The 23,606-nt window shown below is 71.5% G+C and carries 16 protein-coding genes; 8 read left to right on the top strand and 8 right to left on the bottom strand.

From position 1 onward, the window contains the following. Positions 1 to 4 precede the first annotated feature (4 nt). Complete coding sequence (locus WMF11_RS19530) at positions 5 to 1,861, bottom strand: hypothetical protein (protein ID WP_437978531.1); 1,857 nt, start codon at positions 1,859 to 1,861, stop codon at positions 5 to 7. 263 nt (positions 1,862 to 2,124) lie between these two features. On the opposite strand from WMF11_RS19530, the gene WMF11_RS19525 reads away from it, so the two are divergent. From WMF11_RS19525 to WMF11_RS19515, 3 genes are all read left to right on the top strand, one after another. Then, positions 2,125 to 3,525, top strand: a complete 1,401-nt coding sequence (locus WMF11_RS19525) for a sigma 54-interacting transcriptional regulator (RefSeq protein ID WP_437978530.1) — start codon at positions 2,125 to 2,127, stop codon at positions 3,523 to 3,525. A 385-nt stretch (positions 3,526 to 3,910) separates the two neighbouring features. Continuing rightward, positions 3,911 to 4,372: a hypothetical protein gene (locus WMF11_RS19520; RefSeq protein ID WP_437978529.1), complete on the top strand. Its 462-nt coding sequence runs from the start codon at positions 3,911 to 3,913 to the stop codon at positions 4,370 to 4,372. 79 nt (positions 4,373 to 4,451) lie between these two features. Beyond that, positions 4,452 to 5,132 (top strand): hypothetical protein, encoded by a 681-nt coding sequence (locus WMF11_RS19515; protein ID WP_437978528.1) that lies wholly within the window; start codon positions 4,452 to 4,454, stop codon positions 5,130 to 5,132. Positions 5,133 to 5,290: 158 nt separating this feature from the next. Here WMF11_RS19515 and WMF11_RS19510 read toward each other — a convergent pair whose 3' ends face one another. Both WMF11_RS19510 and WMF11_RS19505 read right to left on the bottom strand, forming a co-directional pair. Then, complete coding sequence (locus tag WMF11_RS19510; protein WP_437978527.1) at positions 5,291 to 6,718, bottom strand: FG-GAP repeat domain-containing protein; 1,428 nt, start codon at positions 6,716 to 6,718, stop codon at positions 5,291 to 5,293. Positions 6,719 to 7,022: 304 nt separating this feature from the next. Then, a complete protein-coding gene (locus tag WMF11_RS19505) occupies positions 7,023 to 7,724 on the bottom strand; it encodes a hypothetical protein (RefSeq protein WP_437978526.1) in 702 nt (233 codons plus the stop codon). Between the two features lie 576 nt (positions 7,725 to 8,300). Here WMF11_RS19505 and WMF11_RS19500 point away from each other — a divergent pair. From WMF11_RS19500 to WMF11_RS19485, 4 genes are all read left to right on the top strand, one after another. Next, positions 8,301 to 9,359, top strand: coding sequence for an alpha/beta fold hydrolase (locus WMF11_RS19500; RefSeq protein WP_437909878.1), 1,059 nt, complete (start codon positions 8,301 to 8,303; stop codon positions 9,357 to 9,359). A gap of 68 nt (positions 9,360 to 9,427) precedes the next feature. Then, the gene (locus WMF11_RS19495) at positions 9,428 to 10,663 is read left to right on the top strand and encodes a fatty acid desaturase family protein (protein WP_437978525.1); all 1,236 of its coding nucleotides are present in this window, start codon (positions 9,428 to 9,430) and stop codon (positions 10,661 to 10,663) included. Positions 10,664 to 10,756: 93 nt separating this feature from the next. After that, positions 10,757 to 11,251: a PaaI family thioesterase gene (locus WMF11_RS19490; protein WP_437553700.1), complete on the top strand. Its 495-nt coding sequence runs from the start codon at positions 10,757 to 10,759 to the stop codon at positions 11,249 to 11,251. Positions 11,252 to 11,542: 291 nt separating this feature from the next. Then, positions 11,543 to 12,220, top strand: coding sequence for a hypothetical protein (locus tag WMF11_RS19485; protein ID WP_437978524.1), 678 nt, complete (start codon positions 11,543 to 11,545; stop codon positions 12,218 to 12,220). Here WMF11_RS19485 and WMF11_RS19480 read toward each other — a convergent pair. The 4 genes from WMF11_RS19480 to WMF11_RS19465 form a co-directional block, all read right to left on the bottom strand. After that, on the bottom strand, positions 12,204 to 13,286 hold the full coding sequence (locus WMF11_RS19480; protein WP_437978523.1) for a lipase secretion chaperone: 1,083 nt from the start codon (positions 13,284 to 13,286) through the stop codon (positions 12,204 to 12,206). The two genes, WMF11_RS19485 and WMF11_RS19480, sit on opposite strands and share 17 nt — an antisense overlap. Before the next feature lie 18 nt (positions 13,287 to 13,304). Further along, the gene (locus tag WMF11_RS19475) at positions 13,305 to 14,216 is read right to left on the bottom strand and encodes an esterase/lipase family protein (protein WP_437909874.1); all 912 of its coding nucleotides are present in this window, start codon (positions 14,214 to 14,216) and stop codon (positions 13,305 to 13,307) included. Positions 14,217 to 14,632: 416 nt separating this feature from the next. Then, complete coding sequence (locus tag WMF11_RS19470; protein WP_437978522.1) at positions 14,633 to 18,799, bottom strand: serine/threonine-protein kinase; 4,167 nt, start codon at positions 18,797 to 18,799, stop codon at positions 14,633 to 14,635. A gap of 1 nt (position 18,800) precedes the next feature. Next, positions 18,801 to 19,628 (bottom strand): hypothetical protein, encoded by an 828-nt coding sequence (locus WMF11_RS19465; protein ID WP_437553690.1) that lies wholly within the window; start codon positions 19,626 to 19,628, stop codon positions 18,801 to 18,803. Positions 19,629 to 20,372: 744 nt separating this feature from the next. On the opposite strand from WMF11_RS19465, the gene WMF11_RS19460 reads away from it, so the two are divergent. Beyond that, positions 20,373 to 20,753, top strand: a complete 381-nt coding sequence (locus WMF11_RS19460) for a CBS domain-containing protein (protein WP_437909872.1) — start codon at positions 20,373 to 20,375, stop codon at positions 20,751 to 20,753. Positions 20,754 to 20,831: 78 nt separating this feature from the next. Here the strand turns inward: WMF11_RS19460 and WMF11_RS19455 are convergent, their stop codons facing one another. Continuing rightward, positions 20,832 to 23,600 carry a hypothetical protein gene (locus WMF11_RS19455; RefSeq protein WP_437978521.1) on the bottom strand — a complete coding sequence of 923 codons (2,769 nt, stop codon included), beginning with the start codon at positions 23,598 to 23,600 and terminating at the stop codon, positions 20,832 to 20,834. Between the last annotated feature and the right edge of the window lie 6 nt (positions 23,601 to 23,606).

Below are 23,606 nucleotides of genomic sequence, written 5' to 3'. Positions count from 1 at the left end.
CGGCTCAGTTGCAGGTCTTGCCGCACACGGTCTGGACTTCGTCGACGCAGAGGTTGTCCCAGACAACGTCGCAGCAGAAGGAGTCTACTGCACAGATGCTCGTCACGCAGCCCGGGGCGGCGAGGGGCGGGACGTCGCAGCCCGAGGTGAGAGGAGCGCCTTCGGTACAGAGCTTGTGAGCACACGCGCCGGCGACACATTGCAGGTCGTTCGCCACACTCTGGACCTCGTTGACGCAGAGGTCGTCCCAGGCGGTGTTGCAGCAGAAGGGGTCCACTGCACAGATGCTCGTCACGATCGGACCGCATTCATTGGTGAGCGGGGTGCCCGTGGTGCAGACGGGGTGGCTGCAAGCGCTGCACGCCGCGTTGTTCGCGGCAGTCGCTCTGGTCGTACGCGGCCGGGAATCGCCCAACGTGCGATCCTCGTGGGACAGGTCGCTGTCCGGCGCCACGTCGTCCGACGTCCCGTCGAGCGTCGGGTCGGATTCCAGGGCCGTCGAGCCGCTGGAGAGATCGCGGGGATCGTTGAGGAAAACGGTGAACCCGGGCCAGGGCCATGCATCCTCCGGATCCTGCGAACCGAGGTTCTCGCAGTTGGAGTAGGCTTCTCCTGGACGGCTCCTGTGCCCGCAGACGTCTTGACAGGCCGGGGGTGCGACGGAAAGGCAGCTGTTCGCATCCGGATCTGCGCAGAGCCGATCGGCGAGGTACGATACGCCTTGTTCCCAGAGCTCACTATAACACGCGAATCGATCGACTCCGTCATCCTTCGTTGGGAAGACGTTGCCATAGAATGCGCCTTCGGGATAGGTGAACACCTCTCGCTCAGCAGCGGGATAGACAGCGCCGCAAATGGGCTGCACGGTGGGATTCTTTGGAATGTTCCCCTCGCGGACGGCCGGCGCCACCATGACGCTGAAGTAAGCATGTGTAGGTTCGCCGAGTGGTGCAGCGGCCACGTCATCGGGGCATGTGAACGTGATGGGGTCATTCATGGCATTCACATCGAACTCGTGCACGAAGCCTGCATATGGCGCACGGCCGAAGGAGCTCGCGATCTGCGGGTCGTATCCACACCCGTGGATGCCTTTGCACACGCGCACCCTGAACGCTCCGTTGCGCTGCAAGGTCACGGACTGGTTCCGCTGGCAGATTCCGACAAAATCCGCTTTCCAACCGCAGTTACCCGTGGGTTCCGCGTCATTCGGATCGCAGGGAGCGAAGCCTCCGATCGTCGTCCCATCACGGAGCGTGGTCTGGGCCCGGACCTTGGGCGCAGGCAGGTGCCCGGGGAAGCGCATCGAGATGGGAACATGCCTGCCGAGTGCGTTCATCCGCGCAAGCAGACAGGCAGAGACGACGCCGCGACACGCGTCGGTAGCGCTCGTCTCCCCCCAATTGCCAAACGGGGACTCCGCTCCACAGAGGCCGAACTCGCCATTCCAGATGAGTTTGACGCCACCGATCGTGGCCACCAATTTCTGATTCGGGTCAAGCGCGCACGAGACGATCTCCGCCATGAGGTACCTGGCGCCCGCGGGCCCTTCGCGTCCGAACAGGCTGGGGATGTCCACGGGCGTATTGTCCGGCAAGCTCACCGTCGTCGAGAGGGTGTGGGCGAACCCCGAACGATTGAGCGGCTGCTGCCAGACATTCCACAAGAGGTCAAAGTTCGAATCGACCGCGAGCGGGTCGAGCCCATTCTGCGGCATCTCGAACTTCGGCCCGTGTAGAGCCTGCTGCGCCGAGCCCGTGACCTCTTCGAGCATGTCTTCGGGCTGCGTATCTTCTGCACCGCACCCCGTGGCAAGGGCGGCGGGCACGAGGACGAGCGAGGCGACGAGGGTTCGAAGTTTCATCCCCGGAGCCCTATACAAGACGTGTGCCCGCCTGCTCGGCGTCTCTCGCTGCGCTCTCGATCCGCGGGACGAGCGTTGCGGTGTTGCACCCCTGTTGCACCGTCGGGGCATTGCTAGCGGTGCCTTGGGAAGATGGGAAGACGGGAAGACGAGAGGGCACCGCGCCAGCCCAGCGCGCCATGGCCGGCGTGCTGAAGGACCGAGGTTTCAGGGCTGTTGCCCCTCGAGGACGCGGCGTGCGATGCTTCACGCGAGCAGCCGCGATGATCGACGGCCAGGACAGCACGCTCTCCTCCACCGAGGAGCCCAAGGAGATCGGCGACGCCCACCACCGCCCCCACCTGTTCCTCGTCCTCGAGGCGCACCGCCCCCTCGCCCCGCCCGTGCGCGTCTCGCTTGCGAAGCTCGATGGGCTCGACATCGGCCGCGGAGCCACCCGACAGCTCGAGGCGACGACCGGCCCGGGGGCCCGCCTCACGATTCGTACCGATGATCGCCGCATGTCGGCGCCCCACGCGCGCCTCGGCAAGCTGCTCCAGCGCTGGGTCGTCGACGACGTCGGCTCCGACAACCAGGGATCCAAGAACGGTACGTTCGTCAACGGCATCCGGACGACACGGGACGAGCTCGAGGACGGCGACCTGATCGAGCTCGGACAAACTTTTTTCCTCTACCGGGAAGCCCTTCCTTGCGACCCCAACGAGCCGCCCGTGCTCGACCTGGCCGCCTTGCGCCCGGTGGTCCCGGGCTTCGGGACCGTGCTCCCCCAGCTCCACCGCGTGTTCGATAAGCTCGTCCCCATCGCGCGCTCGACCGTCTCGGTGATCCTCGAAGGCGAGACCGGCACCGGCAAGGAGGTCATGGCGCGCGCCCTCCACGCGCTCTCCGGGCGCCCCGGCGATTTCGTCGCCGTCAATTGCGGAGCGCTCCCGAAGGACCTCGTGGAGGCCGAGCTCTTCGGCCACAAGAAGGGGTCTTTTTCGGGGGCCACGGAGGATCGCCTCGGCCTCGTCCGCAGCGCCGATCGGGGCACGCTGTTCCTCGACGAAATCGGCGACCTGCCGGCGCCGGCACAGGCTGCCTTGCTGCGAACCCTGCAGGAGCGCGAGGTCCGTCCGATCGGCGGCACGCGCTCGATCGCGGTCGATCTCCGGGTGATCGCCGCGACCCACCGATCCCTCGAACGGATGGTCGCTGCGGGCTCATTTCGCGCCGATCTCTGGAACCGCCTGGCCGGCCAAAAGGTCGAGCTTCCCCCGCTGCGCGCGCGCCGCGAGGATCTCGGCCTGCTCGCCGGCGCGATCCTCGCGCGCCTCCCGCCGGAGCAGGCGGCGCGCATCCGGATCCACCCGCGCGCGGCGAGGGCGATGCTCCGCCATGATTGGCCGGGAAATGTGCGGGAGCTGGAGAAGTGCCTCGGGACGGCGGTCGTGCTCGCAGGAGAGGAAAAGCAGTTGGAGCTCGAGCACCTCCCCGCGGCCGTGCAGCGCGCGCTCGAAGCGCTGCCGGCCGAGGATGCCGCGCGGCGGGACGAGCTCGTCGCGCTCCTCGGCGAACACGGAGGCAATATCACCGCGGTCGCGAAGGCGATGGGCAAGGCACGGATGCAAGTGCAGCGCTGGCTGAAGCGGTACGCCATCGACGCGGAGCGATTCCGCCGATAGCGGCAGCCCTGCAGCGCCACGCGCAGCGCAACAGCGCAACAACCAAGGTTTCGAACAAGGGGATCGCGAACCTGAGCAGCGATCCTTTCGGCCCCCGCTCCTAAGCGTGCCAGCGGTCCCGCGCGCCGCTCTGAAGGGGCCAGCCTCTATACAGCGAGGCCTCGGCCTCGAGGCCATGGCCTCCGGGCAGCGGCAAAGATTGTCCGTTTTCATAACAATTACGCGAATTTGCGAGTCGATTTTGACCGGCACCGGCCTCCGAGCGGCGCCCGGAGCATTCCCGGACTGTGCCCTTGGCCCGGCGCGTGCTGGCGTGCTGAAGAGTCCGACGAGCCGGCCGTCGCGAGATTGCGACGGACTCAGCGACCACCAAAGGAGATTCGCCATGAACCGTTTCGTGAAAAGCACCGTCGTTGTCGCCTCCGCCCTCGCCCTCGGCGCCATCACGCTGCCCGCCGCGGCCCGCAGCGCCGTCGGTTTCCTCGGGCGCCCCACGAACGCCGCCGACGCGGGGTGCTTCAGTGAGAGCACCGGCAGCCTGATCAACAACTGCAGCGCCGCGAAGCTCATTGTCCTCCCGGTGACCATGGATCCAGGGCCGTTCAACAACTACTTGAACGCGACCGTCACCGCGTACGCGGCCAACACGACCGGACTGGTGCAGTGCGCGTCGATCGGGGTGGACAGGGCGACGGGGGCCTACTGGGGAAACCAATACAAGAACCTGCCCGCGTTCGGCTCGCGGCAGGACATCGTGATCCCCGGCGCGTTCTTCCAACCCGACGGCGCGGCCTACGTCGCCTGCTGGGTCGGCCCCGGCGGGCAGGTGAACCAGGTCCGCTACTGAGATCGACGGCGTGTGCCGCGGGAGCGGGGGGGCTCCCGCGGCGTTGCTCGGGCCGATTGGCCGCGCAATGGAGGGAGTCATGGGCATGAAGCGGATAGGGCAGGTTCTCACCGCGCTCGCGGTGATCGGCGCCGTGACGATGTTCGTCCTCGAGTGGCGGCGCCAAGAGGCCCAGGAGGCCGAGCTCGCGCGCATGCGCGCCGAGATGGGCGAGCTCTCGCGCGACCTGGAGGAGGCGCGCGGCGGTACCGCAAGCGCCGAGTCGGTGCGGCGGCTGGAGCGCCGTCTGGAGGCCGCCGCCCGGCCGAACGCCGCGCTGCGGCCTGCGTCCGGGGAGGAGGCCGATGCGTCGGGGCAGCCCGACGACGAGCAGGGCGAGAGCCCCGCGCCGGCCGGGCCGCGCCCGGTCGATATGGCCGAGGTGAGCGAGCGGATCCAGGACGTATTCGCGCAGCAGACGACCGACACGCAGTGGACCGCAAGCGCGAGCGAGGCGGCGCGCGAGAAGCTGAGCTCGGCCCTCCCCGAGCGCTCGTCGCTGCGGACAGTGGAGTGCCGCAGCTCGATGTGCCGCTTCGAGACGGAGCACGACGACATGGCGCAGATGCAGCAGTTCATGCAGGAGGCGTTCATGGATCCGCAGAAGAGGCCCTGGAACGGCGGGTTCTTCGCGATGCCCGTGAGCGATCCGAACACCGGCAAGGTGATGGTCGTGTCCTACCTCGCGCGCGAGGGCGAGGAGCTGCCGATGCCGCTGTGACCTGAAGTCCAGCGCCGGCTCACACGCTCGGCATCTGGCCCCGCGCGCTGCAATGCCAGCTTCTTGGCAGAGCAGCGTGCGCAGCTGGAAGATGAAGATGCAGCGGCGTGACGCGACGGGCGCGGACGAGGGGCAGGAGGCGCCGCCCGCGGGAGCGCTCAAGGCGCCGTCGCGCAGCCGCGACCGCGGAAGACGACCAGACCGCCGAGCTGGACGCCCACGACGTCAGGGCACCCGTTGCAGTCAAAATCGGTGATACCGACGCCGAAACCGTCGATGTCCTGGAAGGTGCCGGGGAATGGAGCCGCCTCGGCTTCGAACGTGCCCTCCTGGGTCTGGAGGAACGACCACATCTCGGCGGTGCTTCGGCTGACCGCGACGAGATCGCTCCGCCCATCGAGGTTCAGATCGGCGATCTGCAGGCCTCCTGAGACGGAATACTGGTGATCCTCGATGGTGAGCAGCGGCTGCGGCGCAGTCAGGTGGCCGAGCTCGTCTTGCAGCAGGATCCAGACCCGCATCGGCCCGTCCGTGTACTCGTGCGTGACGGCGGCGACGTCCTGGCGTCCGTCGTTGTTCACGTCGCCCACCGCGACCGAGACGAACGAGACGCCTGAGCTCGGCGGCGTGGTCTCGAAGAAGACCTGCTGCCCCGTCGTGTCGAACCCGCTCTCTACGTCGTGCGGAAAGACGGCGACGCCCGCGCCCACGCCGTCCATCGCGATCACCGCGTCGGGGTGCCCGTCCCCGGTCACGTCGCCGGTGACGATGCCGGACATGAACACGCCGGCCGGCAGCTCGTGGGCCAGCTCGAAGCCGCCGCCGCCGTCGCCCCGGTAGACGAGGATCTTGCTATGATAGCCGAGCCCGACGATGTCGAGGACGCCATCCCCGTCATGGTCCACGGCGCTCGGGGAGAGCGCGGTTGGCCCGGCGATCGTCCTTGGGGGCTCGAAGGCGCCACCGCCCTGGTTGCGGAGGAAGGCGAGCCCTTCGTGCTGCGCGACGACCACATCGAGCGCGCCGTCGTGGTCCGCGTCGAGCAGCAACGTGTCCTCGACCGAGTTGGCCCGCGTGGAAGGGGTGTAGATGACCTCGCCGTTCAGGTCCTGTACCCGCGGATGGGTCTGCAAGTACAGCGCTTCGCGATCCGTGCTCACGAAGTCGAAGCGCCTGTCCCCGTCGATGTCGCCCAGCGACAGCTGACTCATGTACACGCCCGAGGACTCCGCGGGATAGAGGAGGCCGGGCTTCAGGTAGTAGCCGCTGCCGTCGCTCGGCTCCTCGCCCGGGAACGGGCCCGTGCATCGATCGCCCGCGCCGCCGCCGTTCGGCACGTCCACGCCGCCGCCGTTCGGTTTCGGCACATCCGCGCCGCCGCCGCCGTTCGGCTTCGGCACATCCGCGCCGCCGCCGTTCGGCACATCGACGACGCGCTCGGCCGTCCGCGGCCGGGCAACGGGCCTGTCCGGCGAGCCGACGTCGGCCGCCTCTTCGTTCCGCGGAGGATCGACCGGGGCGTCGTGCGGAGATGGCTCGGAAAGGACAACCGAGCTCTCGCACCCCGAGCTGAAGCCAACAAGCAAACAACAAGCTACCAACATGCGTCCGCTGCTGCGTCGCCCACACCTCATAGGTTTACCTCCGCAAGACAAGTGAAACCCACGAACCTGAACGTCTCCAGGACACGCCCGTCCCCCACGCCATCGGCGGCTCGGCGACTACGATGCAATGAACGGGCTGCGCATTCATCGGAGCAGGAAAATCGCAGCGCGTCATCCGGGGCGCGGCGGCACATTCTTGCCCGGCGCATCGCGTCGCCGAGCCGGCCACGACGGTCCTCCCTGCCGGCAATGCGCCGTAGTGTAATTTTCTACCACACCCGCTGGTTCAGCAGATCATCCCCTGGCCGCGCATCTCGGCGAGATCCTCGTCGCTCGGCCGGCGGTGCCGCCCGAGGAGCAGGTCGCCGAGCCAGAGCAGGTTGTAATTGCAGTGCATGTACCGGTGGTGCAGGTAGTGGTGCCGGGAGATGAAGCGCACGTAGCGCGTGCCGAGCAGCCACCGCATCGGCCGGGACGCGCGGGCCATGGCCTCGGCCCGCGGCATGTGCAGGTACGGGTGGAGGACGAGCGACGACAGCGGGTAGATCACGAGCGGTAGCAAGGCGCCGACGACCACCGCCGCCGGGAGGAAGAGCGCGTACAGCGCGAAGAACGGCAGCACGGGCGCGGCGAACGCGAGGATCCCCAGGCCGGCCAGCGAGACGCCGTATTGCTCGCGGATCATCCGCCGGTCTCCCTGGGTCTCGACGATCCAGCGATCCAGCCGCTCCTGCTCCTCGCGGTTCCGGAACTGCCGCACGTGACTCTCACGGTAGGTCTTGCCGTGATGCACGACCGTGTGGCTCGTGTACGCGCGCAAGAGGGGGCGGCCCGCGCGGCCGAGCCGCTTCGCCGCGCGGCGGGCCGCGAGGCTCGCGTGCAGCGCGTTCCGGTGGAGAAACGACTCCGCCATGGAGACGGTGAGATAACCGATCACGACGCCCGCCACGGTCTGGACAGCCCCTGTAGACATTGCCACGGGATTCATGGGTATGCTCCTTCGCGCAGACCTGCGGTCTGCAAGGGACGCTGGCGCGGCCGGCGAGCAGCGCGGCCGGGATGCCTTCGTCGATGCCGGTTCGTGCATGGCAACCCCGGTGCCAGCCCGGCTCCGGCGCGACTCCGCCCGCTCCGGCGCGACTCCGCCCGTCCGGCGCGGCGGTTCGGCGTCCGGAGCCCTCACGCCGCGCCGCGGGGGCGCTCCTCACATGGAGGCCCGGACCTCCAGCTGGCGGCTGGCCCCTTTACCCCGGCTGGCCGCATGCACCGCCGGCGGCGCGGCGCGTTGCTCGATCGAGCAAGCGGGTGTCCGCGCCGATTCAGCCTGGGCTCGCTGAAGCCCCGAGGGCGCGCGGCGCGCCCGCGTCGGGGCGGAGGGCGGCCCACGAGGCCAGCTGGAGACTGGCATCCTTGCTGCAGTGACGCCTCTCGCCGCCGCACCCACGCCGCCCCGTGCCGGCCGTGGCCGGCTGTCGCACGGCCCGGCTCCTCGGCGAACACCCGCGGATCAGGAGCTCGTGCCGGACAGCGCGCCTCGCGGCGGAGAGGACGAGGTAGAGGACCCATGATCGAGCAGAACGCCCTTCATCGCGCATCCTTGATGCAGCGTCCCGAGCCCCTGACCGCGCAGCAGGGAGAGCGCGCGCCTCTCGTGCGCCTCGCGCGCGGCCACGCCGCGACCATCGCGGGCTTCGTCACGAGCAGCCTCACCCCGGAGCTCACGTCCGCGGTCCCCTGGCGATTCCGCGTCCCTGGCGGGCCGTACGGCGCGGCGACGCTGACCGGCCTGTACTTCCCTTCCCCGGGCAGCCGCGACCTTGTCGTCCTGCTGCACGGCATGGGCGGCGACGTGCGCTCGGCCTACCTGCGCGCGGCGACGGCTGCCCTGCGCGCGCAGGGGCTGTCGGTGCTGCGACTCGGCCAGCGCGGCTCGTCGTGCGACCCGGAGGATCTCCACCACGCGGGGCTCTGGGAGGACCTCGCGGCCGTGCTGAGCGGCGATCCGGTCGTCGCGCGCCACGAGCGGATCTTCGTCGTCGGCTTCTCGATGGGCGGACACGTGGCGCTCCACCTCGCCGCGGCGGGGCACCCGCGGCTCGCGGCCGTGGCCTCGATCTGCTCGCCCCTCTACCTCGATCGCGCCGTGAGCCACATGGATCGCCCCGAGAGCGTCGTGTACCGGCGCCATGTCCTCGGGGGGCTGAAGCGGATGTACCGGGAGATCTCGCGGCGGCGGCGGATGCCCGTCCCGCCGTCGGCCGTCGATCGGGCGGCGACGCTGCGCGAGTGGGACCGCCTGACGGTGGTCCGCCGCTTCGGTTTCCGCGATCCCACGGCCTATTACGAGGCCCAGGGCGCCGGGAGGATCCTTGGCTCGCTGGCCACCCCGGCGCTGCTCCTGTACTCGCGCCAGGATCCGATGGTGCCCCCGGCGACGCTCGCCGGCCTGGCAGCGCGTGGGGGGCTCTCGTCGCCCGTCCGCGTCGTCTGGATGGACGGCGGCGGCCATATCGCGCTTCCCCGCAGGCTCGATCTCGGCCTCGACCCGGCCGTGCCTCGGACTCCGTACGAGCAGATCGCCGCCTGGTTGCGGCGGCACCAGGCCCCCGGGGGCGCGTCATGAGCGCTCGAATCATCACCATGGCCATGACACGCCTCGCTTCGCTCGAGACGCAGAGGACGGAGATCACGATGAAGACCGATGATGTGTTTCCCCGCGCCGCGCCCGCAGCGACCGACACGGCCACTCGCACGACCTCGCTCTCGGCCGACGATGCCCGGCGGCTGATGGCGGGCATCAGGGCGATCCGCGCCGGCGCCTCGGCCCGGACGGGCGCGGAGGATCTCCGCCATATCAAGCGCCTGTCCCTGCTGGGCCGCGTCTTCTCCGCCCTCGGGTACGCGACGTCCGCGCTCGGGCCCAACCCGATGTCGATGATCCTCATCGCCCTTGGCCGGTTCGCCAGGTGGGTCGTCGTCGCGCATCCGGTCCTCCACAAGGCGTATGATGGCGTCGCCGGCGGCGACCCGGCCTGGAACAGCCGCACGTTCGCGCGGGGCCGGCGCAGCCTGTGGGACTGGTTCGACTGGCTGGACGCCGACGCCTGGCAGGCGCAGCACAACGTCTCTCATCATTGCTACACCGGCGACGAGCGGGACCCGGACCGCGTCGCCGTCAACATGGCGTGGCTGAAGCGCAAGCCGAAGCTCGTCCGCGCGCTCGCGCTGTTCGTGACCGCGTGCACCTGGAAGTGGCTCTACTATGGCCCGGCCACCCGGAGCGCCCTCCGCAAGCGGCGCGAGCGCGCGGCCGAGGCCTCGGCGGAGGGGCGCGAGCGCGCGGCCTGGTCGCCAGGCGTGCTGCTCGACCGCGAGATGCTGCTCCGCTCGTACCTGCCGTATGCGCTCGTGCACTTCGTCGTCCTGCCGCTCGCGTTCCTGCCGCTCGGCCGCTGGGCGGCGCTCGGCGTGCTCGTCAACAGCGTCGTGGCGGAGCTCCTGTCGAACCTGCACAGCTTCGCGGTGATCGCGCCGACCCACACCGGCCTGGATATCCCCATCTTCGAGGGCGCCGCGCGCAGCCGCGAGGAGTATTACGTCCGGCAGATCGTCGGCTCGGTGAACTACGAGAGCCCGAGCAGCGCCGCCGACTTCCTGCACGGCTACATGGGGTATCAGATCGAGCATCACCTCTGGCCGGACCTGCCGCTCCGGCAATACCCTGAGGTCGCGCGGGAGGTCGAGGCGCTGTGCAGGGAGGTCGGGCTCCCGTACCGCAGGGACTCCGTCTGGAGGCGGATCGCCGAGATGGTCCGCGCGGTGATCAGCGACGAGGAGGTGCAGGCCGCGCGCGTCGCGATCTCCGGCGCGCGCCGCGCCGAACGGAAGGACATCGGTGGCCTTGAGCTCGCTTCCTTGCACGGATAGGCTCCGAGGCCCATCGATCGCGGGCTCGCGCGGACGTCACGGACGTCACAGACGTTACAAACGTCAGATTCAGGAACACGGAGAGAGGGAATCATGACGACGAATCAGGAACGACAGCTGGTGGTGACGTGGCAAGATCCTGCGCCGGCGGTGGAGAAGGTGAGATCGATGTCCGGCCTCGCCTACCTCACGGCCATGATGAACGGCGAGCTGCCGATGGCGCCGATCGCGAGCTTCCTCGGGCTGCGGGTCGCGGCGGTGGAGGCTGGCCGGGTCGTCATCACCGGATCTCCCGGCGAGCAGCACCAGAATCCGATCGCGATGGTCCACGGCGGTTATCTGAGCACGATGCTCGACTCCGCGATGGGCTGCGCCGTGCACGCGTCCCTGGAGGCGGGGGTCGGCTACTCGACCGTCTCGCTCCAGGTCAGCTTCGTGAAGGCCCCGCGCGCCGGCGGGCCCGAGCTCATCGCCGAGGGCCGGGTCGTCCACCTCGGCAAGCGCCACGCCACCGCCGACGGGACGCTGCGCGACGCCGACGGCACCCTCTACGCCCACGCCACCACGACGTGCCTGATCCTGCGGTGAGCGCGGGCTCGCCCGTGAGCCGGCGCCGCTACCGGAGGATCTCCTCGTCTGCGGCGTCTTCCCGGGACGCGGGACTCGGCATCTCCTCTCCATGAAGCGGAATCGCAGCGGCGCCGAGGACTCCGAGGGGATCGCAGAGGATCGCTGTGCGCTCCTTGCCCTCTGTGCTCACTGCACCTCCCTGCCCCGGATCCCGGGCGATCGAGCGACGGGGGCGAAAGGCATCTCCCGGAGGAGGCCCGTGGCTTGCTCTCTCCAGCGCAGGTGCGTCGATGGCACCGGGAGGGGCGCATGTGGACTTCGAAGACAGGGAGAACCAGCGGTAGGTCAACAAGGGGGAAAGGCGTCGTCCAGGGGCTCGCCGGGCTTCTCGGGATCGGCCTCTGTCTCGGCATCTCCAGCGCTTCCGCTGCTGACCCGACTCAGGCCATCTCCCCTCAGGCCCCGGCGCAGGGTCGTGTCGCGCCGCCGCAGCAGACCGCGACCATCACGCAGCGCGCCCCGCAGCGGGTCGCGACCGCCACCTACGTCGCGAACCCGCGGAGGGCGCGCTGGATCATCGCGGGCGCGTCGACCCTGGGCGGCTTCTGGGTCGCGTCGGCCGTCCGCGGCGCCGCGCTCTCCCTCGCGCAGCCGGAGGTGCGGATCCGGCTGGTGCCGCAGTGCTCCCAGGGCGCCTGCTTCATCCTCCGGCGCCAAGAACGCACCTCGGCCAACCCCGCCTCGCTGCTGATCCCCCTCGCGGGTCCGTGGATTCACCTCGGCACGGGGCGGCCGACGGCGGCCAGCGCGGTCGGCCTCTCCCTCCTCGGCGCCGGGCAAGCCGTCGGCCTTGGGATGCTGCTCGGCGGCATCGCCATGCCCCCGCAGGTGCGCGTGCCGCTGCAGCGCGGCCAGGTCCTCCAGGTGGGCGCGGCCCCGCTCGTCACCCCCGGCGGGCTCGGGCTCTCGATCAGCGGATCGCTGTAGGCGCTCCCGTCACCGCGGGAGGCGCGAGGTTGAGGATCGCCCGCACGCGCAGCCGCTCCTCGGGCGTGAACGAGCTCTCGAGCAGCGCCTCCTCCTCGGCGCGCCGCGCGTCGGGATCGGCCACCGTCGCCTCGATGTCCGCGCGCGCGCCGGCGAACGCGTCGAGCCGCTGCTGCCAGGCCGCCCGCCGCCGGTCGAGCTCCGCGAGCCGGTCCGCGGCCTCGGGGCCCACGGTCGCGACCCGGTGCTCGCGCAGCTCCTCGTCGGACGCGCCCGCGTCCCGGAGCGCCTGCTCCTCGGCCTGCTGCGCGAGCGGGCGCGTCGCCGCCTCCCGCGCCTCGCGGACGGCCTCCGGCAGCGCCGCCTCGACCTCCGCGATCCGCGCGTCGCGCTCCTCCGGCGACAGGGCCTCGTCCGCGAGGATGCGGGACTCCTCGATCGCTGCCTCGATCTCCCGCTCTTCGTCGCCGAACAGCCGCGCCGCGGCCGCCTCGCCGAACCATGCGCGCCGGATCGCGCGCAGCGCGGCGAGGCGCGCCGCCGGATCGGCCTCCTGCGCGACGCGCGCCGCGCCGGCCGCCTCGCGGTAGCCGAGGTACCGGTCGAACAGCGCGATCGCCTGCTCCGCTCCGCGCCCCGTCGCCCGCTCCCGGATCGCCGCGACGACGCGGGCCCGGATCGCCGGCGCCGGCTCCTCGCCGGTGGCGCTCAGGAAGTAGTCGAACAGACCGAGCAGCTCCGGGCCGACGACCAGATCGCCGCGCTCGTCGACGGTCACCGCGCCGTCGACGTCGGTGCCGCGGAGCGAGGGCGGCGCGGCGCTCGCCGGCGGGCGCGGCGCCGCAGGGGGCCGCGGCGATACCGACAGCGCCTGCCGGACGCGCGTGGGGGCCGGCGCCACCGACAGCGCGGGCAGCGCCTCCTTCCGAGCGGGGCGCGCGATCCCGTTCGATCGGACCGAGGGCGCCGCCGGCCGTGTCCGCTCCCCCGAGAGGAGGCGCCCCACGCCGACCGTCGCGACGAGCGCCATGGCCACGAAGAGAGCGGTCCTGCCACGACGCGCCACGAAGAGCCCTCCAGGAGGTCAGAGGCCGACGGCCTTCAGCCGGCTCGCGTGCGACCGGAACACGGACTTCGGGTTCGGGCCAGACAGGTTGATAAACCCGAAGATCTGATTGACCTCGTCGAGGTGGTTCATCGCATAGTCGTCGCGGACCACCTCCCCGAAATGGGAGCTGCACCTGCCCACCATCCCGTCGTTCGACTCCGAATACAGGGTGGAGATGAGCTTGAGCGTCAGGTCCGTCGGATCGATGAGGCTCGTGACGACCGCTGTCCCCGACCACGAGAAGAAGCGCACGCCGCCCTCCTCGGCGGGGCCCTGCCCGCACCGGCCGTCGGGCAGCCCGGCGGGGTAACGCGCGTTGAACTCGCGCATCCCGGCGGCGGACAGCGATCTGACGGCGGCGATCGCGTCCTGAGGCGCCGTGTGCCCGCTGAGCAGGCTGAGCACCGCGCCGAGGCCGTTGGCGAGGAGCGAGAGCGCCCCCTCCGCGAGCCCGCCCTCTCGCAGGTTCTCCTGGAGGAAACTGGCGAGCTCGGCCCCCTGATGCGGAGACCCGATGGTGGTCACCGACGCAATGAGATCCGGCCGCACCGCGGCGACATACCGGGCGTCGAGCCCGCCATGGCTGTGCCCGACCAGGTTGACCTTCCCGCTCCCGGTGCGCGCGACGATATCCTCGACCTGCGCGAGCAACGCCTCCCCCCGCGCCTCGGTGCTGTCGAACTGGGGGACCTCGGCGGCATACACCTCCGCTCCGCCGGAGCGCAGCGCCGACGCGATGCCGCCGAAGTAGTCGATCACCCCGAACATCGCCTTGAAGCCGGCCATCCCGTGACAGAGCACGATCGGATACCGCGTCTGCGCATAGCTCTTCATCGCCAGCGCGGCCTCGCCGACCTCGGCGCGCTCCACGTCCGCCGGCTCGTCCATCGACGCGACGCATCCTGGCGAGAGCAGCACCACGACAGCTCCCGCCGTGCACCGCAATGCGTCAATCCACGTCCGGCGCCCGGCCCATCGTTTTCTCTCGACTCTCTGATTTCGAGCGGGTGTGACGGCGGTGGGTCGCGCAGCGCGCATGCTGGAGGAATGAGCTCGTCTGATCACCTGTCACCTCTGATAGAGTATTTGTTTAATTCGAATCAAGCAGAACTCACAGGCTCTCAGCGCGACAAGCACCTCGCGTATCCTGGACAATCGGAAGGCCGGTGTCCTCCCCTTCACGGGTCACGTCGGTCCAGGCGGCGCGACAGGGCATCAGCACGGGAGCGCAGAGCCGCCCATGTCGCGGCGAGGCCCGGGGGCACGCGGACGGGCGAGGCGGAGGGCGCGAGCCCTCGGGGCGGCTAGGTCGCCGTCGCACCGCGCGCGCCGCGGACGATGCTCGCGTTCTCGGGCACCGCCGTCAGGAACCGCTCGCGCCGCCGCGGGTCCGCGATCCGCCGCGCCCGCGCGAGCAGGAGCTCCCTGGCCTCCGAGAGCACCGCCGACGCCTCGCCGTGGGCGCCGGACGCCGCGAGCGCCTCGGCGTAGGCGAGCCGCACGAGCGACTCGCCTTCTTCCAGGGATCCGAGCGCCGCGAGCTCGCCGAACGCCGCCCGCGCCGCGCCGAGCGCCGCCGCGACCTCGCCCGCGGCGAGCAGCGCCCGCGCGCGCACCGCCACGGCGGCCGCGCGCAGCCGGGGGGCCACGTGCAGCGCCGCCTCGGCCGCGCGCGCCTCCCGCTCGGCGGTCGCGGCGTCGCCGGAGAGGAGCGCGATCTTCGCGAGGTAGGTCCGCGCCACGCCCTCCATGCGGAGGTCGCCCCGCTGCTGGAACGCCTCCACCGCGCGCCGCTCGACGAGCTGCGCCTCGTCGAGCTTGCCGAGCAGCCCGAGCGCGTGGCCGAGGTTGTGCAGCGCGACCGTCTCGAGCTCGCGCAGCCCCATCCGGTCGGCGGCCTCCAGGGCGGCGCGCAGGACGGACTCGGCCGCCCCGAGCTCGCCGAGCTCGGCGTAGATGAAGCCGAGGTTCGCGCCGATGACGCACGCGCTGCGCCTGTCCCCGGCCTGCTCGAAGGCCGCGAGCGCCGCCTCCAGGCCCTCGAGGCACGCCTCGGGATCGCCGCCGGCCGAGGCGCGGATCGCGCGGAGCTGCTGCGCCATCGCGACGAGCTCGGCGTCCGGCGGCGGATGCGCGCGGAGATCCTCGTCGATGCGCGCGAGCAGCGCGTCGGCCTCGGCGTAGCGGCCGCCGAAGACGAGCTGCGCGCCGCACTCGCAGAAGCACGCGATCCGGGCGCGGCGCAGCGCGGCCGCGCCGGAGGACAGCGCCGCGGAGGCCGCGGATGCCGGCGCCGCGGGCGCGAAGTGCGCAGCGGAGGGCGGCGCCGCGGACGCAACGGTGGGAGGCGCCGAGGACGCGAACGTGGGAGGCGCCGAGGACGCGAAGGAGGGCGGCGCCGCGGACATCCCCTCGGCGACGGCGGCCCACCGCGCGACGCGGTCGACCGCGCCGAGCTTCCCGGCCGCGGCGGCGATCTGGGTGACCGCCCGGAACCACCCGGCGCAGCCGGCGGGGAGCAGCTCGGCCGCGGACGCGCCCAGCTCCTCGGCCGCCGCGAGGTCGCCCGTCCAGACGTTGACCTCGGCCGCGACCAGGCGGAGCGCGCCGAGATCCTCGCCCTCGGCGCCGCAGGCCTCGCCGCACGCGGCGCGCTCGATCGCGGCGCGCAGGTCGTTCGCCTCGAGCGACTGCTCGGCCGCGCGGCGGTACCAGCGCACCGCGCGGCCCGGCTCTCCGCCGCGGCGGAAGTGCTCGGCCACGCCCCGCGGATCGGCGGAGGCGCTCCGCTCGAGCCACGCGCCCGCGAGCCGGTGGCCGAGGGCGCGGTCGCGCTCGGTCAGCATGGCGTACGCCGCCTCGCGGACGAGCGTGTGGCGGAAGACGTAGTCGGCGGCGTCGGCGAGGCCCGCCGACGCCGAGGCCGGCGCGACGAGCTCGCGGTCGGCGAGCGCCGTCAGCCAGGCCTCCACGTCGGCGAGGCGCTCCTCGCCGCCGAGCAGCGCCGCGACGCCGCGCTTCGAGAAGCGATCGCCGAAGATGCTGGCCGCCCGGAGCACGCGCTTGCCCTCGTTGCCCTCGGCGTCGAGCCGCGCCTCCACCGTGCCGAGCACCGAGTCGGGCAGGTGCTCCTCCTTGCCGCTCGCGACCGCGCGGATGAGCTCTTCCAGGTAGAACGGGTTGCCGCCGGCGCGCTCGACGAGGCGCGCGACAACGCCCTCGGGCACGGGCTCGCCGAGCGCGGCGCGCACGAGCTCCGCGCTCGCGCGGCGCGGCAGCGGGCCGAGCTTGATCGTCTGCACCTCGCGCTCGGCCCACAGGCTCGGGAACAGCCGGTGGACGTCCGGGCGCGCGAGCGCGAGCAGGATGAGCGGGAGCTCGCGGAGGTTCCGCAGCGTCGCGTCGAGCAGGCGCACGGTGGCGGCGTCGCCCCAGTGGAGGTCCTCGAGCGCGAGGAGCACCGGGCGCGCGGCGCACTCGGCGGCGAGCCAGTCCTCCCAGGCGGCCCCCACGCCGTCGCTCATGCCGGTGGCGCTCTGGCGCGCCGCCCGCACCATGCGGGCGTGCTCCGGCGACGGCGCGCCGCTGATCTCGCCGAGGAACGCCGCCGCGCGATCGAGCGCCGGGCCGCCCAGGTGACGCCCGAGCCGCTGCTTCAGCTTGCGCTGGCGCGCCCACGCCGGGTCGCGCGCGCGGAGGCCGGCGGCCCGGCAGAGCACGTCCGCGATCATGCCGAAGGGCGAGCCGGGAGAGCCCGAGTCGGCGCGGCCCCAGAGGATCTCGATCGGCTCGTCCCGCTGCCGCAGGGCGGCGAAGAGCTCCAGGCGGAGCCGGGACTTGCCGGCGCCGGGCGGCCCGAGGACGAGCACCGCGCTCGCGAGCGACTCGGAGATGCAGCCGGCGAGCACGCCGTGGAGCATCGAGAGCTCGCGGGCGCGGCCGACGCACGGGGTGCGCTTCCCGAGCAAGGCGGGGGCGATCTCGTCCACGGCGCGCTCGCCGTAAAGGAAGAGCGGCCCGCCCGGCGCCGAGGGCGCGGCGTGCGCGACGATGAAGCGCGGGCCGAGCATGTCGGCGGTCGCGCCGTCGATGCGCACCGCGCGCACCTCGCGCTCATCGAGCGCCACGCGGAGCTCGGCGAGGCCGCGGTCGATCACGTCGCCCTCGGCGAGGCCCGCGGAGAAGACGCCCCGCCCCGTGATGACGCAGAGCGGTGCGGCCGGGAGCTCGGTGCGGAGGGCGAGCGCGCACTGGGCGGCGCGCTCGGCGCGATCCACGGCGCTGCCAGGGCCGGACATCATGACGATCTCCACGCCCGGGACGAGCTGCGTGAGCCTGCCGCCGTGGAGCTCGACGAGCGAGCGGATCTCCGCGGCCCGGGCGCTCGACGTCGACGGCTGTAGCCTGCTCGATCCGGGCGGCAGCTGCGACCTGCGCGAGGCGGGCGGCGGCTCGCCAGGGGCCTCCTGGGCCTGCGGCGCCCGGGCTGCGCCGTGGTCGGGCTCGCCGAGGAGGACGAGGCTCACGACGCGCTGCTCGCCCAGCGTGAGGGCGGCGCGGTCGCGCGGGCCGAGGCCGTGGGCCGGCGCGTCGGGCTCCGCGCCGCCCGCGAGCGTCGGCGCGTCGGGCGGCGCGGTCCACCCGCCCCGCATGGCGGCGATCCGGTCGAGCTCGGCCGCGACCTCGGCGCCGTCGCGCGGGCGGTCGCCGGGCTGCCTGGAGAGCATGCGCGCGACGAGCTCGTCGAGCGGCGCCGGCGCGTCCGAGCGCACGTCGCGGAGGCGGGGCGGGCTCATCAGCAGCACCCTGCTGAGCGCCGCCATGGGGCTCGCGCTCGCGAAGGCGGGCTGGCCGGCGAGGCACTCGAAGAGGACGCACCCGAGGGAGAACACGTCGCTGCGCGGGTCGGGCACGCTGTGCGCCTCGACCTGCTCCGGGGCCATGTACCCCGGCGTGCCGAGGACGCCTCCGGTGACGGTGACGCGCCCCGCGTCGCTGCTGGGCCGCGCGATGCCGAAGTCGACGAGCTTCACCCGCCCGGCGTCCCCGCCCGGGAGGAAGAGGTTGCTCGGCTTGATGTCGCGGTGGACGATGCCGCGCGCGTGCGCGAACGCGAGGGCGTCGGCGGCCCGGCGCACGAGCAAGAGCCCCTCGCTCGCCGGCAGGACGCCGCGCGCGAGGCGCGCGGCGAGGTCCTCGCCGTCGAGCCACTCCATGGCGAGGTAGCGATCGCCTTCCGGGGTGCTGCCGTGCGCGACGTAGCGCACGATGCCCGGGTGGACGAGCGCGGCGAGGAGGGCGGCCTCCCGCTCGAACCGCTCGATCTGGATCTCGTTCCTCAGCCGGACGATCTTGAGGGCGACCGCCGCGCCGCCGAGGCGGTCGTACGCCTTGTAGACGGTGCCCATCCCTCCGGAGGCGGCCTCGCCCTCGACGACGAAGCGCCCCGCGATGATCTCCGCGTGGCCCACGTCAGCGAAGGAACACGGTGACCGAGCCGGGGTTGGGCGTCTTCTCGACGATGAGCTTGCCCGAGCTGTTGCGGACCTTGCCGCGGCAGTTCGGGAAGCTTCCGTCGCTGTTCGGCTCGTCGCACAGGCTGTCGCACGAGCCGGCGACCTTGATCGCGCACGTCTCGAGCGAGGGCCCGCAGGCGCGCGCGAGCGACGAAGCCTCGGGGGGGAGGCACGCGTTGTAGCGAGGCAGCGGCGCGAAGATGTCGCCGTAGTACGTGGCCTCGCGCCTCGGATAGGCCGAGCGCTCGACCTTGTCGGCCCGGAGCTCCTCGCGATCTCCGCGGACGGAGATGTTCACCTTGTGCCCGAGGTAATTGACGCGCGCGAGGACGCAGCCGCTGACCCAGGACCGGCACGCTTCGTCGCAGGCGCCGCCCTCCTCGCCCCAGCTCGCCGCGAGGCCGAGCTCCCCTGGAAAGGAGAACTCGTCGCCGTCCACGGCGACGGTGAAGCCTTCACCCGCGGGCAGCGCGCAGCCCGCGACGTACTTCAGCAGGGTGCGCGCGGCCGGGTCGCGGAGCGCGTCGGCCGTGCGCGGGTTGCCCGAGAGCGCCTCGGCCCTGAGCGCGTTCGACGTCAGCGCCTTCGACGTGAGCGCGTTCGACGTGAGCGCGTTCGACGTGAGCGCGTTCGACGTGAGCGCGTTCGCCGTCTGGGCGGCGTTGGAAGCTGCGTCCCCGGCGTCCTCGGCCGGAGCGTCCGGATCGAGCGCCACCGCGCACGCGCTCGCGAAGAGCGCCGCGATGGCCAGGAGGAGTGCAGCTAGCTTCGGCGAATGCTCCATGGATAACGCCCCCCTGGGATGCCCATGAGCGCATGGCCCACGAGCTCCCGAAACGACCGGCGCCGAGGCGCGGGCCAAGGGGTACGCGCATCGAACACCGGTGCGTGATCTTGTTCAGATGCACGAGCCGCGAAGAAGCCCACGAGTCGGAGCGGCCGATGGGGCCATCTCCGCTTCAGAGACAAATGGAAAGATGTCACTGATACCCCGCTGGGCAAAGACCGACGCGCACGCAATGATCTCTTTTTTTGTGTCGCGGCGCGATCGCTCTGTCGACGCTGTCGGCGCGAGACTCCTGCTCTGTCCAAGGCATCATGGACAGCGATGCTGGCACCGGGGACGGAGGAGCGATGGGGTGCGGTCGAAGTGCGATGGTGGCGACAGGATGGCCTGTCGCTGACAGCCAACCTCCTCGCCGGGAGGCGCACGGCGGGCTCGATCCATCCGAGCGGAGACGACGTCCTGGGCCTGCGCCTCCCGGGCCCGCCGTCGACCTCCTGAGCTCCCCCGGCGTGCCCGTAGGCCGCCGCGGCGGTCGGCAGGGGGCGCCGAGGTCGGCTGAGCCGGCCGGTGCGATCGCCCCTCGGCCGTCCGCAGCGGTCGCGCGACGGAGGGCGTTGGGCGGGGGCGTTGCGGAAGGCCGGCGGCTGGACGGGCTGCTCGGCGCGGTGCGTTGACGCCCTTGACGTCGCTGCGTGTTGATCATTACATGCCCGGACCATGAAGGGCCATGCGCGCAATCTGATGACCGAGCGCGTTATCGCTTTGGAGCAGGGCACGCCGGTCGCCGACATGCTGCAGCTGTTCGCCAACCATCACCTGAGCGGCGCGCCGGTCATCGACGGGGGGCACCACATCGTCGGGTTCGTCAGCGAGACGGATCTCCTGGGCGTGCTCCTGCGCAAGGAGTACGCGGGCATGACGGCCGCGGACGTGATGAGCACCCCGCCCATCTGCGTGGACGAGTTCATGCCCACGGACGAGGTGATGACCCTGCTGCGCGCGAACCGGATCCACCATCTGCCGGTGGTGCGCGAGGGGCGCCTCGTCGGGATCATCACCCCGCAGGACATCCTGCGCTATTTCGTGGAGTGCGTGATGCCGCTCCCGCCCAGCTCCGCCTGACGCTGCGCGCCTGCCGGCGCGAGGCGTCGGTCAAGCCGAGGACGCCTCCCCGCTCTGGGCGCCGCCGCTGGCCGCGCATCAGTGGTGGCGAGAGGTCACGAACCACTCCGGGGAGATGTATCCGTAGGGGCTCGAGATGGGGATCGTGCAGGTCCCGTCGAGCGCGGTATAGGACTCGATCCGCGTCTCCGTGTCGAGGTACCCGACCGCCGACGCGGTGTTGCACTCGTCGTACCCGGGCGGCGCGCCGCCCCCGTCGTCGAAGCGCGCGCACTCGGCGTGGGACAGCACCGTGTAGTGCAGGTGCGAATTGCCTGGATCGCAGGGGAAGCTGTCCTCCGCCGGGCACTCCGTCCACTTGTTGTCGCAATAGAGGTTGTGTTGCCTCGGGATGTCGTCCCAATAGGCGATCTTCCCGAGCGGCGTGTCGGTGCCGATGTCCTGTCCCACGAGGGTCATCGCCAGCTCATCCACGTCGAGGTGCCCGTAGAAGGAGCAGAACCGCTTCTCCTCGCCGTTCTCCTTGAAGCGGTGCTCGACGAGCGCGATGCCGAGGTACTGCGAGCAGTTGATGCCCGCCCGGAGGAGCTTGCCAGGGGCGATCGGGAAGACGTAGGTGCCCTCCGTCCGGCCGCTCGCCTTGCCGATGTCCTCGCCGAGGTGCCGGCCCTCATTCCAGTCCGGCTTGTGGCCTATGTTCTGGATCATCTTGTGGTCGGGGAACGGGAACTGGAGCTTCCCCGTGGGCGCGATGCACGCGTCGTTCACCCGCTCGTTGATCATGCACCCCATCGGGCAGTAGGTCGCGTGATCGAATTGGTAGACCCGCGTCCTCTCTCGCCCGTTCCGGCCGTCGCCCTCGCGCCCCTCGCACGGCACCAAGCGCGTCGTCGCGCCGTCCTCGCGCTCGCAATACGCCTTGCAGGTGTAGAGCATCGACGGGTCACCCGCGGCGTGCAGGCCAGGGTTGTGGCCGCAGTAGGCAGGGTCGTTCAGGAGGACGTCATCGCTGTTGTTGCACAGGATCGCCTCCGGTTCGGCGGTGATGTCGCTGCACGTGTTGCCGAAGAACTCCGTGATCGATCTGCAGAACGAGCTCTGGACCCCGTACGGATCCGGGCCGCAGATCCCGCACGCGGTGCCGCACGAGATCCCCGTGGCGTGCCAGCCGTCGGGGCGGTAGAGCTGCCGATCGCGGCACTCGAACACCTGCCCGCCGCGGCCGCAGACGCTCGCGCCCCGCCGCCGCGACGCCGGAGGGACCACTTTGTCCTGGTAATCGCGGATGGCGTCGCAGCGCGACGACGGGCTCGACTCGGGCGCCGGATCCGGGATCCCGAACGGCTCCTGAGGATCCACGGAGGAATCGCACACGTCGTGATGCCCCTTGGCGTCGCGCGGCATGCACGCCGCGGAGCACTGCTCGTAGGGCACCGGACGGCCCACGACGGCGCGCGTGGACTCCGCCGACGGCGGACAGTACGTCCAATTGTCGTAGGCGCACTGGTACAAGGTCCCGACGCGGCCGGTGATCCCGTGTTGACCGCAGAACAGATGGCGGCAGAAGCCGTTGTCGTCCGGCCCCACCCTCGTGTACACCGCGTCGGTGACCGTGGGGCACGCCTCGTCGCAGCGGTCCCAGTCGCGGATCGTCTTGGCGTCGTCCTGGGGCTGCGCGCCGGTGACCTCGTGGTAGTGCATCGCCGGCAGCTCCCGCACGGTCTTGCACTCCCCGGTGCCGCCGAGCGCGGAGCAGTCCCGGTAAGGCACAGGGCGGGCGCCCGGCCCGGGGCAGGCGAAGAGCTGCGTCGCCTTCCCCTTGATGTGGATCGAGGGCTCGCCGAAGCTCCGCGCCAGGTCGTTGTTCCAGGGGCTGCGAAAGACCTGATCACCGCAGAAGGTCTGGCCTTGCTCGACCGACTTCCATTTCCCGTCCTTGTCCTGGAACTGCTCCGGGCAGCGGCCGAACTCCGCGTCCTCCTCCTCCGGCTTGCCCGGCTCGCACGGGCGATTGAGGTCGAGCCACCCCGCTTCTCCGCAGATCCATTCGCTGCGGTTGCCGTGCCCGAGGCCGCAGATCGTCTCGCCGCACGCGGTCGTGGTGACCTCGTTGTCGAAGCTGTCCTGCACCCCGCGGCAGGCGCTGCAGGTGCCCGCGCGCTGCGTGCACGAGAGCCCCAGGCTCTGCCACCCGTCCGCCGTGCACACCATCTTCACCCCGTCGCTGCCAGCGCCGGTCGGGAAACACACGCGTTGCCCGCAGGTGCGCGGGATGTGCTCGCCGCCGGCGACGGGCGGTACCTCGCACGGGCACTCGCTCGTCGCGGCGTCGGTGCACGCCCTGCCGCGGCAGCCCCCCTCGCAGATCGTCCACTCGAGCGGGATCTGCCCTGCGCCCGCGCACTGGTACAGGGCCGCGGGCTCGCCGTTCACGACGTCCGCGCCGCAGAAGGTCCCTGCGTCACGACAGGAGAGATCACCGCACCTGTTCCCCGGGAAGCTGCGCCAGTTGTCGTTCGCGCCGAGGTCGACGCAGTGATAGGCGATGAGGTCGCGCCCGCACACGAAGCTGTCACACCGGGTGTCCTCGATCGGGATCGCCTGGCCGTTGTAATAAACGCCGCCGCTGCACGCGCACGCGTCGTCGTTCGCCTGCGCGCCCAGGGGCGGCGCCGCGACGGCGGGAGGGGGCGGCTCCTGGCCGCAGCCCATGCCGGCCACCACCCCGGCGGCGAGCAGCACGGCGAGCGTCCCGAGGAGGCGCACCGCCGGCGCACGCCGGCGGCGGCTCGAGACAGGGCTTCGGTGCGACGGACTGCCCTCGACGCGATCATGCATGCGCTGCATCTCCCG

The sequence above is a fragment of the Sorangium sp. So ce295 genome (assembly GCF_051527405.1).
GTDB lineage: Bacteria > Myxococcota_A > Polyangia > Polyangiales > Polyangiaceae > Sorangium > Sorangium cellulosum_B.
Note: the sequence above shows the minus strand (reverse complement) of the source record. Positions and strands in the feature narration are given on the sequence as shown.

What these genes read in the sequence shown, in the direction of transcription:
- WMF11_RS19530 (WP_437978531.1), bottom strand. Translation starts at nt 1,861, where the DNA reads ATGAAACTTCGAACCCTCGTCGCCTCGCTCGTCCTCGTGCCCGCCGCC.
- WMF11_RS19525 (WP_437978530.1), top strand. Translation starts at nt 2,125, where the DNA reads ATGATCGACGGCCAGGACAGCACGCTCTCCTCCACCGAGGAGCCCAAG.
- WMF11_RS19520 (WP_437978529.1), top strand. Translation starts at nt 3,911, where the DNA reads ATGAACCGTTTCGTGAAAAGCACCGTCGTTGTCGCCTCCGCCCTCGCC.
- WMF11_RS19515 (WP_437978528.1), top strand. Translation starts at nt 4,452, where the DNA reads ATGGGCATGAAGCGGATAGGGCAGGTTCTCACCGCGCTCGCGGTGATC.
- WMF11_RS19505 (WP_437978526.1), bottom strand. Translation starts at nt 7,724, where the DNA reads ATGAATCCCGTGGCAATGTCTACAGGGGCTGTCCAGACCGTGGCGGGC.
- WMF11_RS19500 (WP_437909878.1), top strand. Translation starts at nt 8,301, where the DNA reads ATGATCGAGCAGAACGCCCTTCATCGCGCATCCTTGATGCAGCGTCCC.
- WMF11_RS19495 (WP_437978525.1), top strand. Translation starts at nt 9,428, where the DNA reads ATGAAGACCGATGATGTGTTTCCCCGCGCCGCGCCCGCAGCGACCGAC.
- WMF11_RS19490 (WP_437553700.1), top strand. Translation starts at nt 10,757, where the DNA reads ATGACGACGAATCAGGAACGACAGCTGGTGGTGACGTGGCAAGATCCT.
- WMF11_RS19485 (WP_437978524.1), top strand. Translation starts at nt 11,543, where the DNA reads ATGTGGACTTCGAAGACAGGGAGAACCAGCGGTAGGTCAACAAGGGGG.
- WMF11_RS19475 (WP_437909874.1), bottom strand. Translation starts at nt 14,216, where the DNA reads ATGGACGAGCCGGCGGACGTGGAGCGCGCCGAGGTCGGCGAGGCCGCG.
- WMF11_RS19465 (WP_437553690.1), bottom strand. Translation starts at nt 19,628, where the DNA reads ATGGAGCATTCGCCGAAGCTAGCTGCACTCCTCCTGGCCATCGCGGCG.
- WMF11_RS19460 (WP_437909872.1), top strand. Translation starts at nt 20,373, where the DNA reads ATGACCGAGCGCGTTATCGCTTTGGAGCAGGGCACGCCGGTCGCCGAC.
- WMF11_RS19455 (WP_437978521.1), bottom strand. Translation starts at nt 23,600, where the DNA reads ATGCAGCGCATGCATGATCGCGTCGAGGGCAGTCCGTCGCACCGAAGC.